The sequence below is a fragment of the Cellulosimicrobium sp. XJ-DQ-B-000 genome (genome assembly GCF_031119065.1).
In the GTDB taxonomy this organism is placed as follows: Bacteria; Actinomycetota; Actinomycetes; order Actinomycetales; family Cellulomonadaceae; genus Cellulosimicrobium; species Cellulosimicrobium funkei.
Window position 1 is genome coordinate 299,314 of record NZ_JAVHYN010000003.1, and the last position, 17,318, is coordinate 316,631.

15 protein-coding genes and 1 other RNA gene are annotated in these 17,318 nt (G+C 75.8%); 7 read left to right on the plus strand and 9 right to left on the minus strand.

Features of this window, described 5'->3' with window-relative positions; translation table 11 throughout:
* Positions 1-22: 22 nt before the first annotated feature.
* The 4 genes from RDI86_RS07485 to RDI86_RS07500 are packed head-to-tail and all read right to left on the minus strand — an operon-like array spanning position 23 to position 3,555.
* Positions 23-511: a VOC family protein gene (locus RDI86_RS07485; RefSeq protein ID WP_308821060.1), complete on the minus strand. Its 489-nt coding sequence runs from the start codon at positions 509-511 to the stop codon at positions 23-25.
* Positions 477-1,382 (minus strand): helix-turn-helix domain-containing protein, encoded by a 906-nt coding sequence (locus RDI86_RS07490; RefSeq protein ID WP_076405487.1) that lies wholly within the window; start codon positions 1,380-1,382, stop codon positions 477-479. The genes RDI86_RS07485 and RDI86_RS07490 overlap by 35 nt, the downstream gene beginning before the upstream one ends.
* A 17-nt stretch (positions 1,383-1,399) precedes the next feature.
* Positions 1,400-3,112, minus strand: coding sequence for a SulP family inorganic anion transporter (locus RDI86_RS07495; RefSeq protein ID WP_308821061.1), 1,713 nt, complete (start codon positions 3,110-3,112; stop codon positions 1,400-1,402).
* Positions 3,109-3,555 carry a metalloregulator ArsR/SmtB family transcription factor gene (locus RDI86_RS07500; RefSeq protein ID WP_076405483.1) on the minus strand — a complete coding sequence of 149 codons (447 nt, stop codon included), beginning with the start codon at positions 3,553-3,555 and terminating at the stop codon, positions 3,109-3,111. Before RDI86_RS07500 ends, RDI86_RS07495 begins: the two co-directional genes overlap by 4 nt.
* A 90-nt stretch (positions 3,556-3,645) precedes the next feature.
* Between RDI86_RS07500 and RDI86_RS07505 the strand changes: the two genes are divergently transcribed.
* The 3 genes from RDI86_RS07505 (at position 3,646) to RDI86_RS07515 (ending at position 6,694) form a co-directional block, all read left to right on the plus strand.
* The gene (locus RDI86_RS07505; RefSeq protein ID WP_086151068.1) at positions 3,646-4,623 is read left to right on the plus strand and encodes a Nif3-like dinuclear metal center hexameric protein; all 978 of its coding nucleotides are present in this window, start codon (positions 3,646-3,648) and stop codon (positions 4,621-4,623) included.
* An 80-nt stretch (positions 4,624-4,703) separates the two neighbouring features.
* Positions 4,704-5,447, plus strand: a complete 744-nt coding sequence (locus RDI86_RS07510) for a zinc ribbon domain-containing protein (protein WP_137281099.1) — start codon at positions 4,704-4,706, stop codon at positions 5,445-5,447.
* Positions 5,444-6,694 (plus strand): bifunctional RNase H/acid phosphatase, encoded by a 1,251-nt coding sequence (locus RDI86_RS07515; RefSeq protein WP_308821062.1) that lies wholly within the window; start codon positions 5,444-5,446, stop codon positions 6,692-6,694. Before RDI86_RS07510 ends, RDI86_RS07515 begins: the two co-directional genes overlap by 4 nt.
* Before the next feature lie 78 nt (positions 6,695-6,772).
* Here the strand turns inward: RDI86_RS07515 and RDI86_RS07520 are convergent, their stop codons facing one another.
* Both RDI86_RS07520 and RDI86_RS07525 read right to left on the minus strand, forming a co-directional pair.
* On the minus strand, positions 6,773-7,108 hold the full coding sequence (locus tag RDI86_RS07520; protein WP_308821063.1) for a TfoX/Sxy family protein: 336 nt from the start codon (positions 7,106-7,108) through the stop codon (positions 6,773-6,775).
* A gap of 104 nt (positions 7,109-7,212) precedes the next feature.
* Complete coding sequence (locus tag RDI86_RS07525) at positions 7,213-8,055, minus strand: peroxide stress protein YaaA (RefSeq protein ID WP_308821064.1); 843 nt, start codon at positions 8,053-8,055, stop codon at positions 7,213-7,215.
* Between the two features lie 86 nt (positions 8,056-8,141).
* On the opposite strand from RDI86_RS07525, the gene RDI86_RS07530 reads away from it, so the two are divergent.
* Positions 8,142-8,525, plus strand: coding sequence for a tautomerase family protein (locus tag RDI86_RS07530; RefSeq protein WP_308821065.1), 384 nt, complete (start codon positions 8,142-8,144; stop codon positions 8,523-8,525).
* A gap of 56 nt (positions 8,526-8,581) precedes the next feature.
* Here RDI86_RS07530 and recQ read toward each other — a convergent pair whose 3' ends face one another.
* Both recQ and RDI86_RS07540 read right to left on the minus strand, forming a co-directional pair.
* Positions 8,582-10,411 carry a DNA helicase RecQ gene (recQ, locus tag RDI86_RS07535; protein WP_308821066.1) on the minus strand — a complete coding sequence of 610 codons (1,830 nt, stop codon included), beginning with the start codon at positions 10,409-10,411 and terminating at the stop codon, positions 8,582-8,584.
* A 68-nt stretch (positions 10,412-10,479) separates the two neighbouring features.
* Positions 10,480-12,564, minus strand: a complete 2,085-nt coding sequence (locus RDI86_RS07540) for an AAA family ATPase (RefSeq protein ID WP_308821067.1) — start codon at positions 12,562-12,564, stop codon at positions 10,480-10,482.
* A 118-nt stretch (positions 12,565-12,682) separates the two neighbouring features.
* Here RDI86_RS07540 and rnpB point away from each other — a divergent pair.
* Positions 12,683-13,096, plus strand: an RNA gene (rnpB, locus tag RDI86_RS07545) — RNase P RNA component class A.
* 130 nt (positions 13,097-13,226) lie between these two features.
* Here the strand turns inward: rnpB and RDI86_RS07550 are convergent.
* A complete protein-coding gene (locus RDI86_RS07550; RefSeq protein ID WP_240949075.1) occupies positions 13,227-13,376 on the minus strand; it encodes a ribbon-helix-helix protein, CopG family in 150 nt (49 codons plus the stop codon).
* 218 nt (positions 13,377-13,594) lie between these two features.
* Here RDI86_RS07550 and thiD point away from each other — a divergent pair, with 218 nt between their 5' ends.
* Positions 13,595-14,413 (plus strand): bifunctional hydroxymethylpyrimidine kinase/phosphomethylpyrimidine kinase, encoded by an 819-nt coding sequence (gene thiD, locus RDI86_RS07555; protein WP_021483778.1) that lies wholly within the window; start codon positions 13,595-13,597, stop codon positions 14,411-14,413.
* 259 nt (positions 14,414-14,672) lie between these two features.
* Positions 14,673-17,282 carry a phosphoenolpyruvate carboxylase gene (locus RDI86_RS07560; RefSeq protein WP_240949107.1) on the plus strand — a complete coding sequence of 870 codons (2,610 nt, stop codon included), beginning with the start codon at positions 14,673-14,675 and terminating at the stop codon, positions 17,280-17,282.
* The last annotated feature ends 36 nt before the right edge of the window (positions 17,283-17,318 follow it).

The following is a 17,318-nucleotide window of genomic DNA, read 5'->3' on the forward strand; positions in this document are numbered from 1 at the left end:
GCGGGCAGGACGCCCGGCGTCGTCACCGCCGCGGCTCCCCGCGGTACGTGCCGAAGGACCAGAGGTTCCCCTCGGGGTCCCGGAGCACGAGCTCGCGGCTCCCGTAGTCCGTGTCCCGCAGCGGCACGACGACGCGACCGCCGGTACCCGGCACGCGCTCGCGCAGCCGGGCGTCGAGCGCCTCGATCGCGGCGTCGTCGGGCACGACGGCGTACGTGCCGCACGTCCCCGGCTCGCGCGACCACTCTTGCTCGGGGGAGTGGCTGCCGAGCATGATCCCGCCGCCGTACGGCCAGTCGAGCTGGGCGTGCGCGACGTCGCGGTCGTCGCCCGCCATGACGGCCGTCGCGACGAACCCGACGACGTCGGTGAGGAACGCGACGAGCGCGCGGGCGTCGCGCGCCTGGAGGGTGGGCCAGACCTGGGGGCTCGGCGTCCCGGTCGGCGTCCCGGCCGCGTCGGCAGCGGGTGCGTGGTCAGTGGTGTCCCGGGTGCTCTCGTGGATGCTCATGGTCCCAGGCTGGGCCGTCGGTGTGGCCCCCGGCTTGGATGTTCCCGACCTCCTCCCGGACCCACCCGGTCGGGGTCGTACCGGCGAACCGCCGGAAGTCGCGCACGAGGTGGGAGTGGTCGGCGTACCCGGCGCTCGCGGCGACGTCCGCGAGCGTGCGGGGCCCGCGGCCGAGGGCGAGGCGCTGCACCGCGCGACGGGCGGCGTCGAACCGCGCGAGCCCGCGCGCCGCGCGCGGCGAGACCCCGAGCTCCGTCCGGAACAGCGTCTCCAGGCGGCGCTCGCCCAGCGCCACGTGGCGGGCCACGTCCCGGACCCGGGCGCGCCCGTGCGTGCGCACGAGCACCCGCCACGCCTCCGCGACCTCGGGGCGCACGCCGTCGCGCCGGGCGACGGAGCCACCCGGCGCGACGCCCCCGGGCTGCGTGAGCACCGCCCGCACGACGTCGAACGCCGCGGGCCACGAGCCCGCCTCGGCCACCTGCTCGCGCAACCGCTCGGCGACGGGCCCGAGCACCGCGTCCGCGTCCTCGACGAGCCCGAGGTCGCCGGCCCGGACGCCGAGCAGCTCCCGGCACGCGAGGGGGTCGAGGGCGAGCTGCACGCCCGCCTGCTCGGGCGGCTGGTGGATGTACGCGGGCCGCGTGTGCAGACCGCCGACGAGCGAGGCGTAGCCCACCGGGGCGTCGTCCGGCCCGACCGCCGTCGGCACGGCGCCCGCGGTGCTCACGACGAGCGTGAGCCACGGCGACGGCAGGCCGCGGTGGACGGACGGCGTGCCGTCCGTCGTCGCGGTCCGCAGGCGGTAGCCGACCATCGACACGACGCCGGGCGGCAGCGCCGGCGGCAGGGCTCGCACGTACTCGTGCACGGCTCCAGGCTAGGCACTCACGTCGCGGGCCGCAGACCGCGCACCTGCGGGACGTCGGTGCCGCTCGCCGCGCGGCGCACGTGGGAGCGCGCGTGCTCGACGGCGGCGTCGAGCGTGTCGAACAGGTGGTTCTCGTGCCGGAGCTCGGCGAGCGCGCCGACGTTGGTCAGCAGCGCGCGGTGCCGGTCCTGGACGCCCTTGACGAGGACGGTCACGCCGCGCGCCTCGAGGCCCTCGATGAGCCCGCCGAGGGCCTTCGCCCCGGTCGCGTCGACCATGCGGAGCTGGGAGAGCCGCAGGACGACGACCGCGACGTCCTCGTGCGCCGAGGCGTCGTTCACCTCGGCGAGCACGCGGTCGGCGGCACCGAAGAACATGGACCCCTCGAGCCGGAAGAGCGCGACGTGCTCGTCGCCCGGCTCGGCGGGGCCGGGCAGCGGCTCGCGGTGGACCCCGGAGGCGCGGGCGACGGTCCGCAGCGCGAAGAACGCGGCGACGAGGATGCCGATCTCGATGGCCTGCACGAGGTCGAACGCGACGGTGACGACGGCAGTCACGGCGAAGGTCGCCGCGCTGGAGCGCCCGGCCCCGACGACGGAGCGGATCGTGCGCCCGCCGATCATCCGGAAGCTCGTCACCATGAGGACGCCGGCGAGCGCGGCGAGCGGGATCCGCGAGACCGGGCCGGTGGCGAGGTACATGACCGCGAGGATCACGACCGCGTGCGCGACGGCGGAGAGCCGCGTCCGGGCGCCGGAGCGCACGTTGACCGCGGTGCGGGCGATGGCCCCCGTGGCGGGCATGCCGCCGAAGAGGCCGCTGGCGACGGAGGCGGCGCCCTGGCCGACGAGCTCCCGGTCGGGCTGGTAGACGGAACCGCCGCCCGGCCCGGACTGCACCATGGTCGCTGCGACGCGCGCGGACAGCAGGGACTCGATCGCGGCGAGCGCGGCGATGGCGAGCGCGGCGCCGCCGAGGTCGCGCAGCGCGCCGGGCGTGACCGACGGCAGGACGGGCGCGGGCAGCGACGACGGCAGCGCACCGATGCGCGGGACGGGCGCGCCGAGCACCTCGACGAGGACGGTGGCGAGCACGACCGCGACGAGCGACGCGGGGATCCCCGCGTGGAGCCGGGGGAGCAGCACCATGGTCGCGGCGACGAGCGCGACGCAGCCGAGCGTCCACAGCACCGGGGCGGCGGGGACGTCGGTGACGGCGGCGCGCACGGCCTCCACGGCGGACACGAGGGTGTTGTGGCCGGGCGCGACCTCGACGCCGACCGCGGCCGGGACCTGCTGGAGGAAGATGATGCACGCGATCCCGAGCGTGAACCCCTCGACGACCGGCCACGGGATGTACGTGACGACCCGGCCGAGCCGGGCGAGCCCGGCGACGAGGACCACGAGCCCGGCGAGGACGGTGACGAGCGCCACGGAGCCTGGGCCGTGCGTGACGACGACCGGCGCGAGCACGACCGCCATCGCCCCGGTCGGTCCGGACACCTGGTGGTTCGACCCGCCGAGGACCGCCGCGACGACGCCGGCGACGACGGCGGTGACGAGCCCGGCGGCGGCCCCGACGCCGGAGCTGACGCCGAACGCGAGCGCGAGCGGGAGCGCGACGACGCCCACGGTGACGCCGGCGAGGAGGTCGGCGCGCAGGGTCCGGGGGCGCAGGTCGTAGTCGGAGCGGCGGGGCAGCAGGTCGCGGACGGCGGCGAGGCGGTTCATGCCGAGGGGGACGACGCCGTGGTCGCGTCGAGCACCGCGCGCGCGGTCGCGCCGGGCAGGGCCGGGAGCCGCCGCGCGGCCTCGAGCTGGTCGGACGCGCCGGCGAGGTTCGACAGGAGGAACGCCCGCGCGACGACGAGCAGCTCGGCGACGAGCGGCTCGGCGAGGCGGTACTCGACGGCGTTCCCGCTGCGCGTCGAGGTGACGACGCCTGCCCGGCGCAGCACCGCGAGGTGCTGGGAGAGCTGGGACGCCTCGCACCCGGTGACGTCGAGCAGCACGGAGACGGGCGCGGTGTGGTCGGCGTCGGCGGCGAGGACCTCGAGCACCTGGATCCGCGTGGGGTGCGCGAGGCACCGGAAGAGCTCGGCCTTGATGCGGTAGAGGGGGGCGGTCTCGTCGGTGCCGGGGGCGCCGTCGTCGGGTCGGGGTGGGCGGGGCACGGGTCCTCCGGGCAATGGGATGATGGTTTGCGCAATCCATCAAACCATGGCGAGCGGCGTCCGGCGGCCCGCCCGGGATAGCCTGCCGCCATGACCGCCGCGCCCGACCCGAGCACCGACACGTCTCCTGCGGACCCGGCGGCCGAGGGCGCGGGGCACCCGACGCTCGGCCGCGTCGTGCGGACGCTGGACGAGCTGTACCCGCCGTCGACGGCGGAGGACTGGGACGCCGTCGGCCTGGTCGCCGGGGACCCGGACGCGCCCGTGCGCAAGGTGCTGCTCGCCGTCGACCCCGTGGAGGAGGTCGCGGACGAGGCGCTGGCCTGGGGCGCCGACCTCCTCGTGACGCACCACCCGCTGTTCCTGCGGCCCGTGCACTCCGTCGCCGCGACGACCTTCAAGGGCTCGCTCGTGCACCGCCTCATCCGGGGCGGCTGCGCGCTCTACGTCGCGCACACCAACGCCGACGCCGCGCAGCGCGGGGTCGCGGACGCCCTCGCCGACGCGCTCGACCTCCTGCACCGCGTCCCCCTCGTGCCGCACCCCGCGCCGTCGCCGCACGAGGCGGCGCGCACCGGCACCGGCCGCGTGGGCCGGCTCGCGGAGCCGACGACGTTGCGCGCCTTCGCGGAGCGCGTCGCGCAGGTGCTGCCCCCGACGGTGCAGGGCGTGCGCGTGGCGGGCGACCTCGACGCGCGCGTCGAGTCGGTGGCGGTCGTGGGCGGGTCCGGCGACTCGCTGTTCGACGCCGTGCGCGCGAGCGGGGCCGACGTCTACCTCACCTCCGACCTGCGCCACCACCCCGTGTCCGAGCTGCGCGAGCGCGCGCGGCTCGACGGCGGCGAGGCGGGGACGCCGTTCCTCGTCGACGTGCCGCACTACGCCTCGGAGTGGCCGTGGCTCCGCTACGCTGCCGAGGACCTCGTGCGCGTCCTCGCGCGCTCCGGCGCGGCCGTGGAGACGCGGGTCAGCACGCTCGTCACCGACCCGTGGACGGCGCGGTTCCCGTCCGCACCCGCCGACCCCGCAGCCGACGCCGGACCGCCCCGCGACACCGCGCAGGGCTGACCCCCGGCGCGCGTCGACCCCCACCCGTCCCCACCGACCCGCACGCCGGCCCCGTCCGGGGCCCACGAAAGGAACCACCCGTGGCCACTGCACCGCCCGCCGACCAGCTCCGCCTGCTCGACGTCCAGGAGCTCGACACGCGTGCCCAGCAGCTCGCGCACCAGCGCAAGAACCTGCCGGAGCACACGCGCATCGCCGAGCTCGACGCCCAGCTCGAGGACCTGCGCGGCAAGCTCGTGGAGTCGCGGACCGCGGTGAGCGACCTCCGGCGCGAGCTGACCAAGGCCGAGGGTGACGTCGAGCAGGTGCGGACGCGCGCCGCGCGCGACCAGTCCCGCCTGGACTCCGGCCAGGTCGGGGCGAAGGACGCTCAGGCGCTCGTCGCCGAGCTCGAGTCGCTCGCGCGCCGGCAGGGCGTCCTCGAGGAGGTCGAGCTCGACGTCATGGAGCGCCTCGAGGCGCACGAGGAGGCCCTCGCGAAGCTCGAGTCGGCGCACGCCGAGCTCGAGTCCGCCAAGGCCGAGGTCGTGGCCGCGCGCGACGCCCGGTACGCCGAGCTCGACGCCGAGGCCGCGCAGGTCGCGGGGCGGCGCACGGACGCCGTCGCCGGCCTCGACGCGGGCCTGCTCGCGCTCTACGAGCGCGTGCGCGACCAGAACGGCGGCCGCGGCGTCGTCGCGCTGCGCGGCCAGCACGTCGACGGGCTCAACGTCTCGCTGAGCCCGGCCGAGCTCGCGGCGATCACGTCGGCCGCGCCCGACCAGGTGGTGCGGCTCGAGGACTACGGCCACATCGTGGTGCGGCCGGAGGGCGCCGGCGCGTGAGCGGCACCAGCGGTCGGCAGCTCGTCGTCGAGGCCGACGGCGGCTCGCGCGGCAACCCGGGGCCCGCGGGTTTCGGGGCGCTCGTGCGCGACGCCGCGACCGGCCAGGTGCTCGCCGAGCGGGCCGCGTACCTCGGCACGACGACGAACAACGTCGCCGAGTACTCGGGCCTCGTCGCCGGGCTGCGCGCCGCCGCGGAGATCGACCCGGACGCGCGCGTGACGGTCCGGATGGACTCGCGGCTCGTCGTCGAGCAGATGTCGGGGCGCTGGCAGATCAAGCACGACGACATGCGCCGCCTGGCGGCCGAGGCCGCGGCGGTGCTCCCCGCCGCGCAGGTCACCTACGAATGGGTGCCGCGCGCGCAGAACGCGGCAGCCGACGCCCTGGCCAACGAGGCGATGGACACCCGCGGGACCGTCGTGCGCGACCACGACCCCGCGGACCCGTCCTCGGGTGCAGCAGCCGACCCCGCGGCCGAGACCGCGCCCGTCCCCGTGGACGGGGCGACCCTCCCCGCCGTCCCCGAGGGCGCGGCGCTCGACACGCCCGCTCGGCCGTCGGGCGCCACCGTCCGGTTCGACGACGCGCCCGCGCTCACGGTCGTGCTCGTGCGCCACGGCCAGACGCCGCTCACCGTCGCGGGCGCGTTCAGCGGCTCGTCGGTCCCGGGGCCGTCGCTCACCGCGCGCGGCCGGACCCAGGCCGCGCAGGCAGCGGACCTGGTGTTCCGGATCGGTCGTCAGGCGTGGCCCGACCTGCCGCGCCCGTCGGCCGTCGTCTCCTCGCCCATGGTCCGGGCCCAGGAGACCGCGCGCGCCGTCGGCCGCCGCCTCGGGGTGCCCGTGACGACGGACGACCGGTTCGCCGAGGTGGACTTCGGCGCGTGGGAGGGGCTCACGGCCGCGGAGGTGGACGCCGGGTGGCCCGGCCTCCTGCCCGCCTGGTACACGACCGGGACGACGCCGGCCCCGGGCGGCGAGTCCGCCGCCGACGTCGGCGTGCGCGTCCGGCAGGGGCTGTGCGACCTCGTCGACACCATGCTGCCGGGTGCCGGACCCGCGGGCCGCACCGTCGTCGTCGTGGGCCACGCCGTCCAGGTGCGGGCCGCGATCGGGACGGCCGTGGACGCGCCGCCCGAGCAGTGGTCGCGGATCCGCGTCCCTCCGGCGTCGGTGAGCATCCTGCGGCTGTGGGCCGACGGCACGAGCGAGCTCACGGCCCAGGGCGTCCCGAGCGACCTCTGACCCGGCCGAGGTAGAGGCCTGGTAGCGCGAGGTAGAGGCCTGGTAGCGCGAGGTAGAGGCATGGTCGTGACCAGGCCTCTACCTCGGCGGCCTCGGACGCGCGGTGCGGGCGACCTGGAGACCGGTCTCCACCCAGGCGTCGAGCTCGCGCGTGTCCGCCAGGCGCGGACCGTCGACGACGACCCACCCCGCCATCGTGCGGGTGCCCATCGTCATCGGCCGGGCGCCGCGCTCCAGGGCGGCGGTGCGTCCGCCCGTCCCGACCCGCACCATGAGGGCGTCGCCGGTGATCGCGACCGCCATGCGCCCGTCGACGAGGAACGCGAGGCCGCCGAACATCGTCCGCTCCTCGAGCGGGGCGCGGGGCGCCAGCACCGCGCGGACGCGGTCGGTGAGGTCCTGGCTGACGGCCATGGGTCCACTGTGGACCCCTGCCCGTCCCGGCGCAGTGGCACGCGGCGCCGGCCCGGGCCGACAACCGCGCCGGACCGCTCGCCCGGACCGCTCGCCTGGACCGCTCAGGCGATGACGAGCTCGAGCGTCCGCGGGCCGCTGCGCGTCGTGGCGTCGTGCAGGGTCGCCTCGATCAGCCGGTAGGTGAGGCCCGAGCCGACCTCGGTCCCGATCACCGTGCCGACGAGCTCGCGCGCGGCGTCCAGCAGCCCGGCCGCGGACGACGGCGCCGCCGCCTCCCGGCGCACGAGGTGCCCGGCGAGCACGCCGCGCGTGTGCTTGGCGTTGTGCGAGACGACGGTCCGCTTCCCGGCGTGCTCGCGCACGACCCGTACCGCGACCCACTCGGCAGCCAGCGGGCCGGACGTCCGCGGCTTCCACGCGCCCACGTACGTCGCGGACCGGCAGTCGACGACGACGTCGCCCGCGGCCCGCTCGTCGAGCACGGGGGCGAGGTGAGGTCGCCACGCCGTGGCGAGCTTCCCGACGCCCGGCAGGTCCACCGCCATGGAGAGCCGGTACGCCGGGACCCGGTCGGCAGGGGAGAGGGTGCCCCACAGCCCCGACACGACGCGCACGTCCTCGCGGGCCCGACGCGCGGGCTCCCCGCCCGCGGCGAGCGCCCCCGCGAGGTCCGCGGCGCCGTACAGCACGCCCGTGTACACGTCGGCCGCCGGACCGGCCGGGGCCGAGCGCAGCACGGTGTTGCGTCGCACCTCCTCGGCGAGCCCCGGCGTCGTGCCCAGGACCTCGGGGGCGTCCGGCCGGGCGCTCGCGGCGGCGAGCGCGTCGAGGACCGTCACGCGGTGCGCGGTGAGCGCGGGGGAGGTCAGGGTGTCGAGGTCGACGGGCGGGGCGCCGTCGGGCGCGGGGGTCTTGCCCTCGGACGGGGGGAGCAGCACGAGCACCGGGTCACTCTACGAGCGCGCGCGACGTCCCCGCCGCGGGTGACCGGGGCCGACGGCGTGGGGTGCGTCACGGCTACGCTCGCCCGATGGCCCAGGTGAAGATCTACGGACGCCGCAGCGTGTGGGGCGCGCGGCGGAGAGAGGTGTCCGACGCGCTGCACGACGCGCTCGTGCGCGCGTGGCAGCTCCCGCCGGACAAGCGGTTCCACCGCTTCCTGCTCCTGGACGACGACGACCTGGTCGCCCCGCGCTCGGACGCGTACCTCGTCGTCGAGGTCGTCTGCTTCACGGGCCGCACGCGCGAGGCGAAGCGCGCGCTGGTCGCGGCACTGTACGAGGACGTCGTGCCCGCCCTCGGCCTGACGGCGGACGACGTGGAGCTCGTGATCCTCGAGAGCCCGCGCGAGAACTGGGGCATCCGCGGGGTCAGCGGCGACGAGCTCGCGCTGTCGTACCGCGTCGACGTCTGACTCGCGCGTCTCCTGCCTCGGGCGGCGGGGGGCGGTCCGAGCCCGTGTGCGGCCGCTCAGCCTGCCTCGGCGACGACGGCCAGCACCGCGTCGCCGTACCGGGCGAGCTTGTTCTCGCCGACGCCGCTCACCAGCGCGAGCTGCTCGAGCGAGCCGGGCCGGGCGGTCGCGATCCCGCGGAGCGTCGCGTCCCCGAACACGATGTACGCGGGCACGCCCTGGGTCTTCGCCTCGCCCGCCCGCCAGGCGCGCAGCGCCTCGAACAGGGGGACGTCGGCCTCGGCCAGCTCGGCGGCGGCGGCCGCCTTCCGTCCCTTCGCCGCGCGTACCGGACGCGCCGGCTCGTGCCGCATCCGGACCTCGCGGCGCCGGGCCAGGACCTCCCCGCTCGCCGCGGTGAGCACGAGCGTCCCGTGCGCGCCCTCGACGGTGAGCAGCCCCTGGGCGAGGAGCTGGCGCACCACGGCCCGCCACTCGTTCTCGGACAGGTCGTCCCCGACCCCGAACACCGACAGCTCCTGGTGCCGGAACCGTCGGACCTTCTCCGTGTCCCGGCCGAGGAGGATGTCGACGACCTGCCCGACGCCGAAGCGCTGCCCGCGCTCGCGGTCCAGGCGGAACACCGTCGAGAGCACCTTCTGCGCGGCGACCGTCCCGTCCCAGGCCTCGGGCGGGGCGAGGCACGTGTCGCACGTCCCGCAGGCCCCCGGGTGCTCCTGGCCGAAGTAGGCGAGGAGCTGGGCGCGGCGGCACTCCACGGTCTCGCAGAGGGCGAGCATCGCGTCCAGGTGCCGGCCCAGGTTGCGCCGGTGCGCGGCGTCGCCGTCGGACGTCTCGATGAGCTTGCGCTGCTGCACGACGTCGGCGAGGCCGTAGGCCAGCCAGGCGGTGGACGGCAGGCCGTCACGCCCCGCGCGTCCTGTCTCCTGGTAGTACCCCTCGACGGACTTGGGCAGGTCGAGGTGCGCGACGAACCGGACGTCGGGCTTGTCGATGCCCATGCCGAAGGCGATCGTCGCGACCATGACCAGGCCGTCCTCGCGCAGGAACCGGGACTGGTTCGCGGCGCGCACCGACGCGGGGAGCCCCGCGTGGTAGGGTAGCGCCTGGATCCCGTTCTCGACGAGCGTCGCGGCGGTCCTCTCGACCGACGCGCGCGAGAGGCAGTAGACGATGCCCGCCTCCCCGGCGTGCTCGGTGCGCAGCAGGTCGAGCAGCTGCTTCTCGGGCCGGTCCTTGGGCACGATCCGGTAGGTGATGTTGGGGCGGTCGAAGCTGGAGACGAAGTGTCGTGCGCCCTCCAGGTCGAGGCGCTGGGCGATCTCGGCCCGCGTCGCGGCCGTCGCCGTCGCGGTCAGCGCGATGCGCGGGACGGACGGCCAGCGCTGGTGCAGCACCGACAGCTCGAGGTAGTCCGGCCGGAAGTCGTGGCCCCACTGGGACACGCAGTGCGCCTCGTCGATCGCGAAGAGCGCGATCGGCGTCCTGTCGAGCAGGTCGAGGGTGGCGCGGCTGCGGAGGCCCTCCGGCGCCACGTAGAGCAGGTCGAGCTCACCCGCCACGAGCGCGCGCTCCACGGCGCGGCGGTCCTCCGAGGACAGCGTGGAGTTGAGGAACGCGGCGCGGACGCCGAGCGCCGCGAGGGCGTCCACCTGGTCCTGCATGAGGGCGATGAGCGGGGAGACCACGACGCCGGTCCCCGGACGGACCAGGGCGGGGATCTGGTAGCACAGCGACTTGCCCCCGCCGGTCGGCATGAGCACCAGGGCGTCGCCGCCGTTGACGACGGTGTCGATGACGGCCGCCTGCTCACCCCGGAACGCGTCGTACCCGAAGACTCGCCGGAGCACGTCGAGCGCGGGGTCGGTCGCAGTCGCTGTGGCCACCCGGGCACCCTACCGAGGAGTTCCGACACGCCGGTCCCGGCGCGTCCGCGCCACCACCGAGGCGCCCGTCACGGGCGGCGGAGCTCGGCGGGCAGGTCGTCCCGGTGGCGGACGGCGAGGGACGTCACCGCGCGGGTCAGGCAGACGTACAGCCGTCGCAGCCCCGTGACCCGGTCCGGCTCGCCCCGGACGACGCCCTCCGGGTCGTCCAGCACGACGTGGTCGAACTCCAGCCCCTTCGCGAGCGACGCGGGCACGAGGTCGAGGCGCGCGTCGAACTCGACCGCGCCGTCGTCGTCCGACGCCTCGCCGACGACCGCGAAGGCGAGGCCCGCCGCGGCGAGCGCGGCGCGCGCGGCGTCCGTGCCGGCGTCGGGCACGATCAGCCCGACCGACCCCTCCCGGGCGAGCGCCGTGCGGACCAGGTCCACGACCGGCCTCGTGGTGAGGACGAGCTCGCCCCGCGCCCGGCGGACGGCGACCGGCGGGTCGAGGTCCGGCGCGATCGAGGGCAGCAGGCGGGCCGCGTACTCGATGACGTCGCCGGGGACGCGGAAGCCCGCGGTGAGCTGCTCCACGTGGCCGTCGGGCTTGCCGAGGTGCGTCAGCGCGTCGGTCCACGAGGAGACCCCCCACGGCGTCGTCGCCTGGGCCAGGTCGCCCAGCACCGTCAGCGAGCCGGTGCGCGCCCGGCGCCCGAGAGCGCGCAGCATCATCGGCGAGAGGTCCTGCGCCTCGTCCACCACGACGTGCGCGACCGACGCCCCGCGGGCCAGCAGGTCCGCGATCTCGTCGAGCAGGACGAGGTCGGCCAGCGTCCAGCGAGCCGTGCCCGGCGTCCGGGACGGTCGGGCCGGGCGCAGCAGCTCCTGCTCCGCCGCGGTGAGGACGCCGTCGGCGCTCGCGGCGAGGAACGCGGGGTCGACGAGGAGCCGGTGCAGCAGCGCCGTCGGCGTGACCTTCGGCCACACCGCGGCGGTGTAGTCCCGGACCGGGCGCGTGCGTGCGAGCGCGTCCCAGGCCCGCTCGTCGAGCGCCTCCCCGGACTCCTCGATCTGCACGAGGATCCGGTGCGCGAGCGCGTGCCGCAGGTGGTCGCGACCGGCGTCGAAGCGCGGCTCCCGGCCGACCACCTGCGCCACGCACTCGCGCGCCTCGTGCGCGGCGACGCGCCAGCGGCGCGCACCGCGCGGCAGCACGAGAGCCTCGGACGGCTCGACGAGGTGCGACCACACCGCGCGGCGGAGCACCTCGGCCAGCCGCGCGTCGCCCTTGAGCCGCGCGACGTCCGCGGGCTCCGTCCCGCGCAGGCGGCCGTGCGCCGTGACGATCTGCTCGACGGTGGTCTGGGTCGCGTCGACCTCGCCGAGGGCGGGCAGCACGTCGCGGATGTACCGCAGGAAGCTCGCGTTGGGGCCCACGACGGTCATCCCGGCGCGGCTCACCCGCTCCCGGTGGGAGTACAGCAGGTACGCGGCGCGGTGCAGCCCGACGGCGGTCTTGCCGGTGCCGGGCGCGCCCTGCACGACGACGGTCCGGTCGAGCCCGCTGCGCACGATGACGTCCTGCTCGGGCTGGATGGTGGCGACGATGTCGCGCATTGGCCCGGTACGGGGCCGCTCGATCTCGGCCTCGAGGATCGCGGAGGACTCCGCGCCCGCACCCGGTGCGGTGAGCGACTCGTCCTCGAAGCCGGTGAGGGCGCCGCGCTGGAAGCCGTAGCGGCGGCGGACGGCGACCCCCATCGGCTCCGTGCGCGTGGCGCGGTAGAAGGGCGTGCTCACCGGGGCGCGCCAGTCGACGACGAGCGGGTCGCCCTCGGGGTCCGAGACGTGGCGGCGTCCGATGTGGAAGACCTCGGCGGGCCCGGGCCCGGGACCGGTGCCGTCGAGGTCGATGCGTCCGAAGAAGAGCGGGACGCCGGGGTCGTCGGCGAGCTGGGCGAGCCGACGGGCGAGCGCCGCCTCGAGGTACTCGGCGCTGACCCGGTCTCCCGCGAGCGCGTCGAGCGACCCCGCCCGCTCGCGCATGCGCGCGAGCTGCCTGCGGGCGTCGGCGAGGAACTCCTGCTCCCGGGCGAGCTCGGCCGACGTGTCGGTGGCGGGTGCCGTGCTCGGGGCGTCGGGGGCGGACGGTTCGGCGGTGGCGGGCACGACAGACCTCCGGGAGCAGGCTTCGAGGGGGCGGGCCATCCTACGGGGCACGACCCGCCGACGGGACCGGTCGCTGGTCCGCCGAGCCGCCCGGGAGCGGTAGCCTTGCTGGCGCGGACGAGTCGGTCGGACGGTCGCGTCGGGAGGCCTCGTGCCTCCCGCCGAGGAACGTCCGGGCTCCGAAGGGCAAGGTGGTGGGTAACGCCCACCCGGGGTGACCCGCGGGACAGTGCCACAGAGAACAGACCGCCGCGTCGGGAAGGGCTCCGGCCCCGACCGGTGCGGTAAGGGTGAAACGGTGGTGTAAGAGACCACCAGCGGACCGGGTGACCGGTCCGGCTCGGTAAACCCCACCTGGAGCAAGGTCAGACAGACTGTGTCTGAGGGCTGCCCGCCCGATTCTCCACGGAGAAGCACAGTCGGGTAGACCGCTCGAGCCCTGCGGCGACGCAGGGCCTAGATGGATGACCGTCGCCCGCGCGAGGGTGACCTCGCGCGGGAACAGAACCCGGCGTACAGACCGGCTCGTCCGCATCTCACCACCCGACCTGGGGCGTCGCAGGAGGGCTCTCCTCGGTCTGCACGAGGACCACGAGACGGCTGGGGGTCTCCTTCGGCGGGTCGGTCCCGCGTGTCGCGGTTCCGTACGGGCTCGTGAAGCTTCACGCGACGTGGGCCCAGGCGCGGACGGCGGCGCGGATCGCCTCCGACTCGTTCGCCAGACCCTCTCGCTCGGCGCGCTCCCGGAGCGCGGTCAGGGTCTGCTCGTCGGGGACCGGCTTGCCGTGGATGGTGCGCTGCTCCTCGCTCACAGGAATGACGTACACGAAAATGTGTGCGGCGGTCAGTCCGTCGCGGGGGCGCCGGGCCGCGGCGCCCGCGGGGCGGCGGGACGGCGTGAGAGACGCGGTGCGGCGTTAGGCTGTCGTGCCGCACCCGCCGCGGAGACGCCGGTCCGCCGGCGCGTCCGCCCGCCTCTCCCGGCACCACCGGGAGGACGGGCCCCGTCCTACTCGTGCCGAGGAGCACCATGTCGCACCACGACTCGCACACGCCTCCGCTCGCCTACGTCATCGCCGGTTCCGAGGCCACCGGCGGCGCCGGCATCCAGGCCGACCTGAAGACGTTCCAGGAGCTCGGCGCCTACGGCGTCGGCACGCTCACGTGCATCGTCTCGTTCGACCCGAAGAACGACTGGGGCCACCGCTTCGTCCCCGTGGACCCGCAGGTGATCGCCGACCAGTTCGAGGCGGCGACGGTCACGCACGAGCCCTCGGTCGTGAAGATCGGCATGCTCGGCACGCCCGCGACGATCGACGTCGTCGCCGAGTCGCTGCGCTCGCGCACGTGGGAGCACGTCGTGCTCGACCCGGTCCTCATCTGCAAGGGCCAGGAGCCCGGTGCCGCCCTCGACACCGACACGGCGCTGCGCGCGCAGGTCCTCCCGCTCGCGACCGTCGTCACGCCCAACCTCTTCGAGACGCGCACGCTCGCGGGCGTCGAGTCGATCGAGACGGTCGAGGAGCTCGTCGAGGCGGCGCGCAAGGTCCAGGCGCTCGGCCCGCGCGCCGTCGTCGCGAAGGGCGGCGTCGAGCTGCCCGGCCCCGACGCGGTCGACGTCCTGGTCGACGGCGACGAGGTGCACGTGCTGCGCACCCCGAAGATCGGCGAGGAGCGCGTGAGCGGGGCAGGCTGCACGTTCGCCGCCGCGATCACGGCGGAGCTCGCGAAGGGCGCCTCCGTGCTCGACGCCGCGCGCGTCGCCAAGGACGTCGTCACCGCCTCCATCGAGGACCGCGTGGCCTCGAACGCGCCGTTCGACGCGGTACGGGTCGGCGCGCGCCGCTGACCTCCTGCGGTTCGCTGGGGTCGCGCACGCGACCCCGGGCCGACCCGTGCTCGACCAGCGATCACCCCTCGGACGTCTCGACGTCCCCTGACGGTCAAGGAATACTCTCGTCACCGTGAACGACCTCTCCCCTTCGGAACTGTCCCCGTCCCCGGGTGCTGCCGACGGCCCCGACCGGGTCTCCGCCGACGTCTCCGACCTCCCCGACGACACCGGTCACGCCGGGCGCGGCCTCGCGCGCCACGACGTCCCGGGCCCGCTGCGCGACGACGTCCGCCTGCTCGGCGGCCTGCTCGGCACCGTGCTGCGCGAGACGGGCGGCCAGGACCTGCTCGACGACGTCGAGCGGCTCCGCGAGCTCTCGATCCGCGCGTACGACGACCCGTCCGGTGCCGTGCTGGCCGAGGCGGAGACGCTCGTCGAGGGCCTCTCCATGGCTCGCGCCGAGCAGGTCGCCCGTGCCTTCACGTGCTACTTCCACCTCGCGAACCTCGCGGAGGAGTACCACCGCGTGCGCGTCCTGCGCGAGCGCGAGGCGGAGTTCGCGACCCGCGCCACGACGCCGGACGACTCGCTGCCCGAGGCGTTCGAGCAGCTCGTCGGCGAGGTCGGGCGCGAGGAGGCGCTGCGCCGGCTGCGTCGCCTCGAGTTCCGCCCCGTGCTCACCGCGCACCCCACGGAGGCGCGCCGTCGTGCGGTCTCCGGCGCGGTGCGGCGCATCGCGACGCTCCTCGACGAGCGGGACGCGCAGCGCCTCGGCGGCACGTCGCTCGCGGAGAACGAGCGTCGTCTCCTCGCCGAGATCGACACGATGTGGCGCACCGCCCCCATCCGCGAGCACAAGCCGTCGGTCCTCGACGAGGTGAAGACGGCGCTCGGCGTGTTCGACGCGACGATGTTCGACACGTTCCCCACCGTCTACCGCCGCCTGGACGACTGGCTGCTGGGCGACGAGGCGGGGCGCGAGGAGCCGCTCGTGCGGCCGTTCGTCAGCCTGGGCACGTGGATCGGCGGCGACCGCGACGGCAACCCGAACGTCACGGCCGACGTGACGCGCCAGGCCGCGGCGATCGCGGCCGACCACGCGCTCGCGGCGCTCGAGCAGCAGGCGCGCGCCGTCGGGCGCAAGCTCACGCTCGACCAGGACGGCACGCCGCCGTCGGACGGCCTGCGCGCCCTGTGGGAGCGCCAGCGCCGGCTCTCGGAGGCGGTCACCGTCGCCGCGTCGGAGGCGTCGCCGCGCGAGCCGCACCGCGCGGTCCTGCTCGTCGTCGCGGACCGCATCGCCGCGACGCGGGCCCGCAACGCCGACCTCGCCTACCCGAACGCCGAGCAGCTCGAGTCCGACCTGCGGGTCGTCCAGGAGTCGCTCGTGGCGGCGGGCGCGCCCCGTGCGGCGTACGGGGACCTGCAGCAGCTCGTGTGGCAGGTCGAGACGTTCGGGTTCCACCTCGCGGAGCTCGAGGTGCGTCAGCACTCCCAGGTCCACGAGGGGGCGCTCGCCGAGATCGCGGAGAAGGGCCTGCACGGCGACCTCTCCGACCGCACGCGCGAGGTGCTCGACACGTTCCGCGCGCTCGGCGCGGTCCAGCAGCGCTACGGCATCCGGGCCGCACGCCGCTACATCGTGTCGTTCACGCAGAAGCCGGAGCACCTGGCGGCGGTGTACGAGCTCGCAGAGCTCGCGTTCGAGGGCTCCGACGAGGCACCCGTGGTCGACGCGATCCCGCTGTTCGAGACCTTCGCCGACCTCCGGGCGAGCGTCGACATCCTCGAGTCCATGCTCACGCTGCCGCAGGTGCAGCGTCGGCTCGCCGAGAACGGGCGCCGCGTCGAGGTCATGCTCGGCTACTCGGACTCGTCGAAGGACGTCGGCCCGGTGTCCGCGACCCTCGCCCTGCACGACGCGCAGAGCCGCATCGCGCAGTGGGCCGAGCGCCACGACATCACGCTCACGCTGTTCCACGGCCGCGGCGGCGCCCTCGGCCGCGGCGGCGGCCCGGCGAACCGTGCCGTGCTCGCCCAGCCCCCGGGCTCGGTCGACGGCCGCTTCAAGCTCACCGAGCAGGGCGAGGTCATCCTCGCGCGCTACGGCGACCCGACGATCGCGTCGCGCCACATCGAGCAGGTCGCCGCGGCGACGCTGCTCGCGTCGGCGCCGTCGACGGAGAAGCGCAACGCCGAGGCGACCGAGCGCTACCGCGACCTCGCAGCCGCGCTCGACGAGTCGTCGCGCCGCCGGTTCCACGAGCTCGTGCGCGCGGACGGGTTCCCGCAGTGGTTCTCGCAGGTGACCCCGCTCGAGGAGGTCGGTCTCCTGCCGATCGGCTCCCGCCCGGCACGTCGCGGCCTGTCGGTCTCGTCCCTCGACGACCTGCGCGCGATCCCGTGGGTGTTCTCCTGGTCGCAGGCGCGCATCAACCTCGCGGGCTGGTACGGGCTCGGCACGGCGCTGCGCGACTTCGGCGACCTCGAGCTGCTGCGCGAGGCGCACCGCGAGTGGCCGCTCTTCGCGACGCTGCTGGACAACGTCGAGATGTCGCTCGCCAAGACGGACGAGCGCATCGCCGAGCGGTACCTCGCGCTCGGGGACCGCGACGACCTCGCGCAGGCGATCCTCGACGAGCTGCGCCTCACGCGCGAGCAGGTCCTCGCGGTGACGGAGAACGCGTGGCCGCTCGCCGGCCGGCGCGTGCTGGGCCGTGCGGTCCAGCTCCGCAGCCCGTACGTCGACGCGCTCTCGCTGCTCCAGGTCCGCGCGCTGCGCGGCCTGCGCTCCGGCGCGGAGGGCCCTGTCAAGGACGAGCTCCAGCACCTGCTGCTGCTCACCGTCAACGGGGTCGCGGCCGGCCTGCAGAACACCGGCTGAGGTCCGGCGCCCGCCACGACGGCCGTCACGTCGACC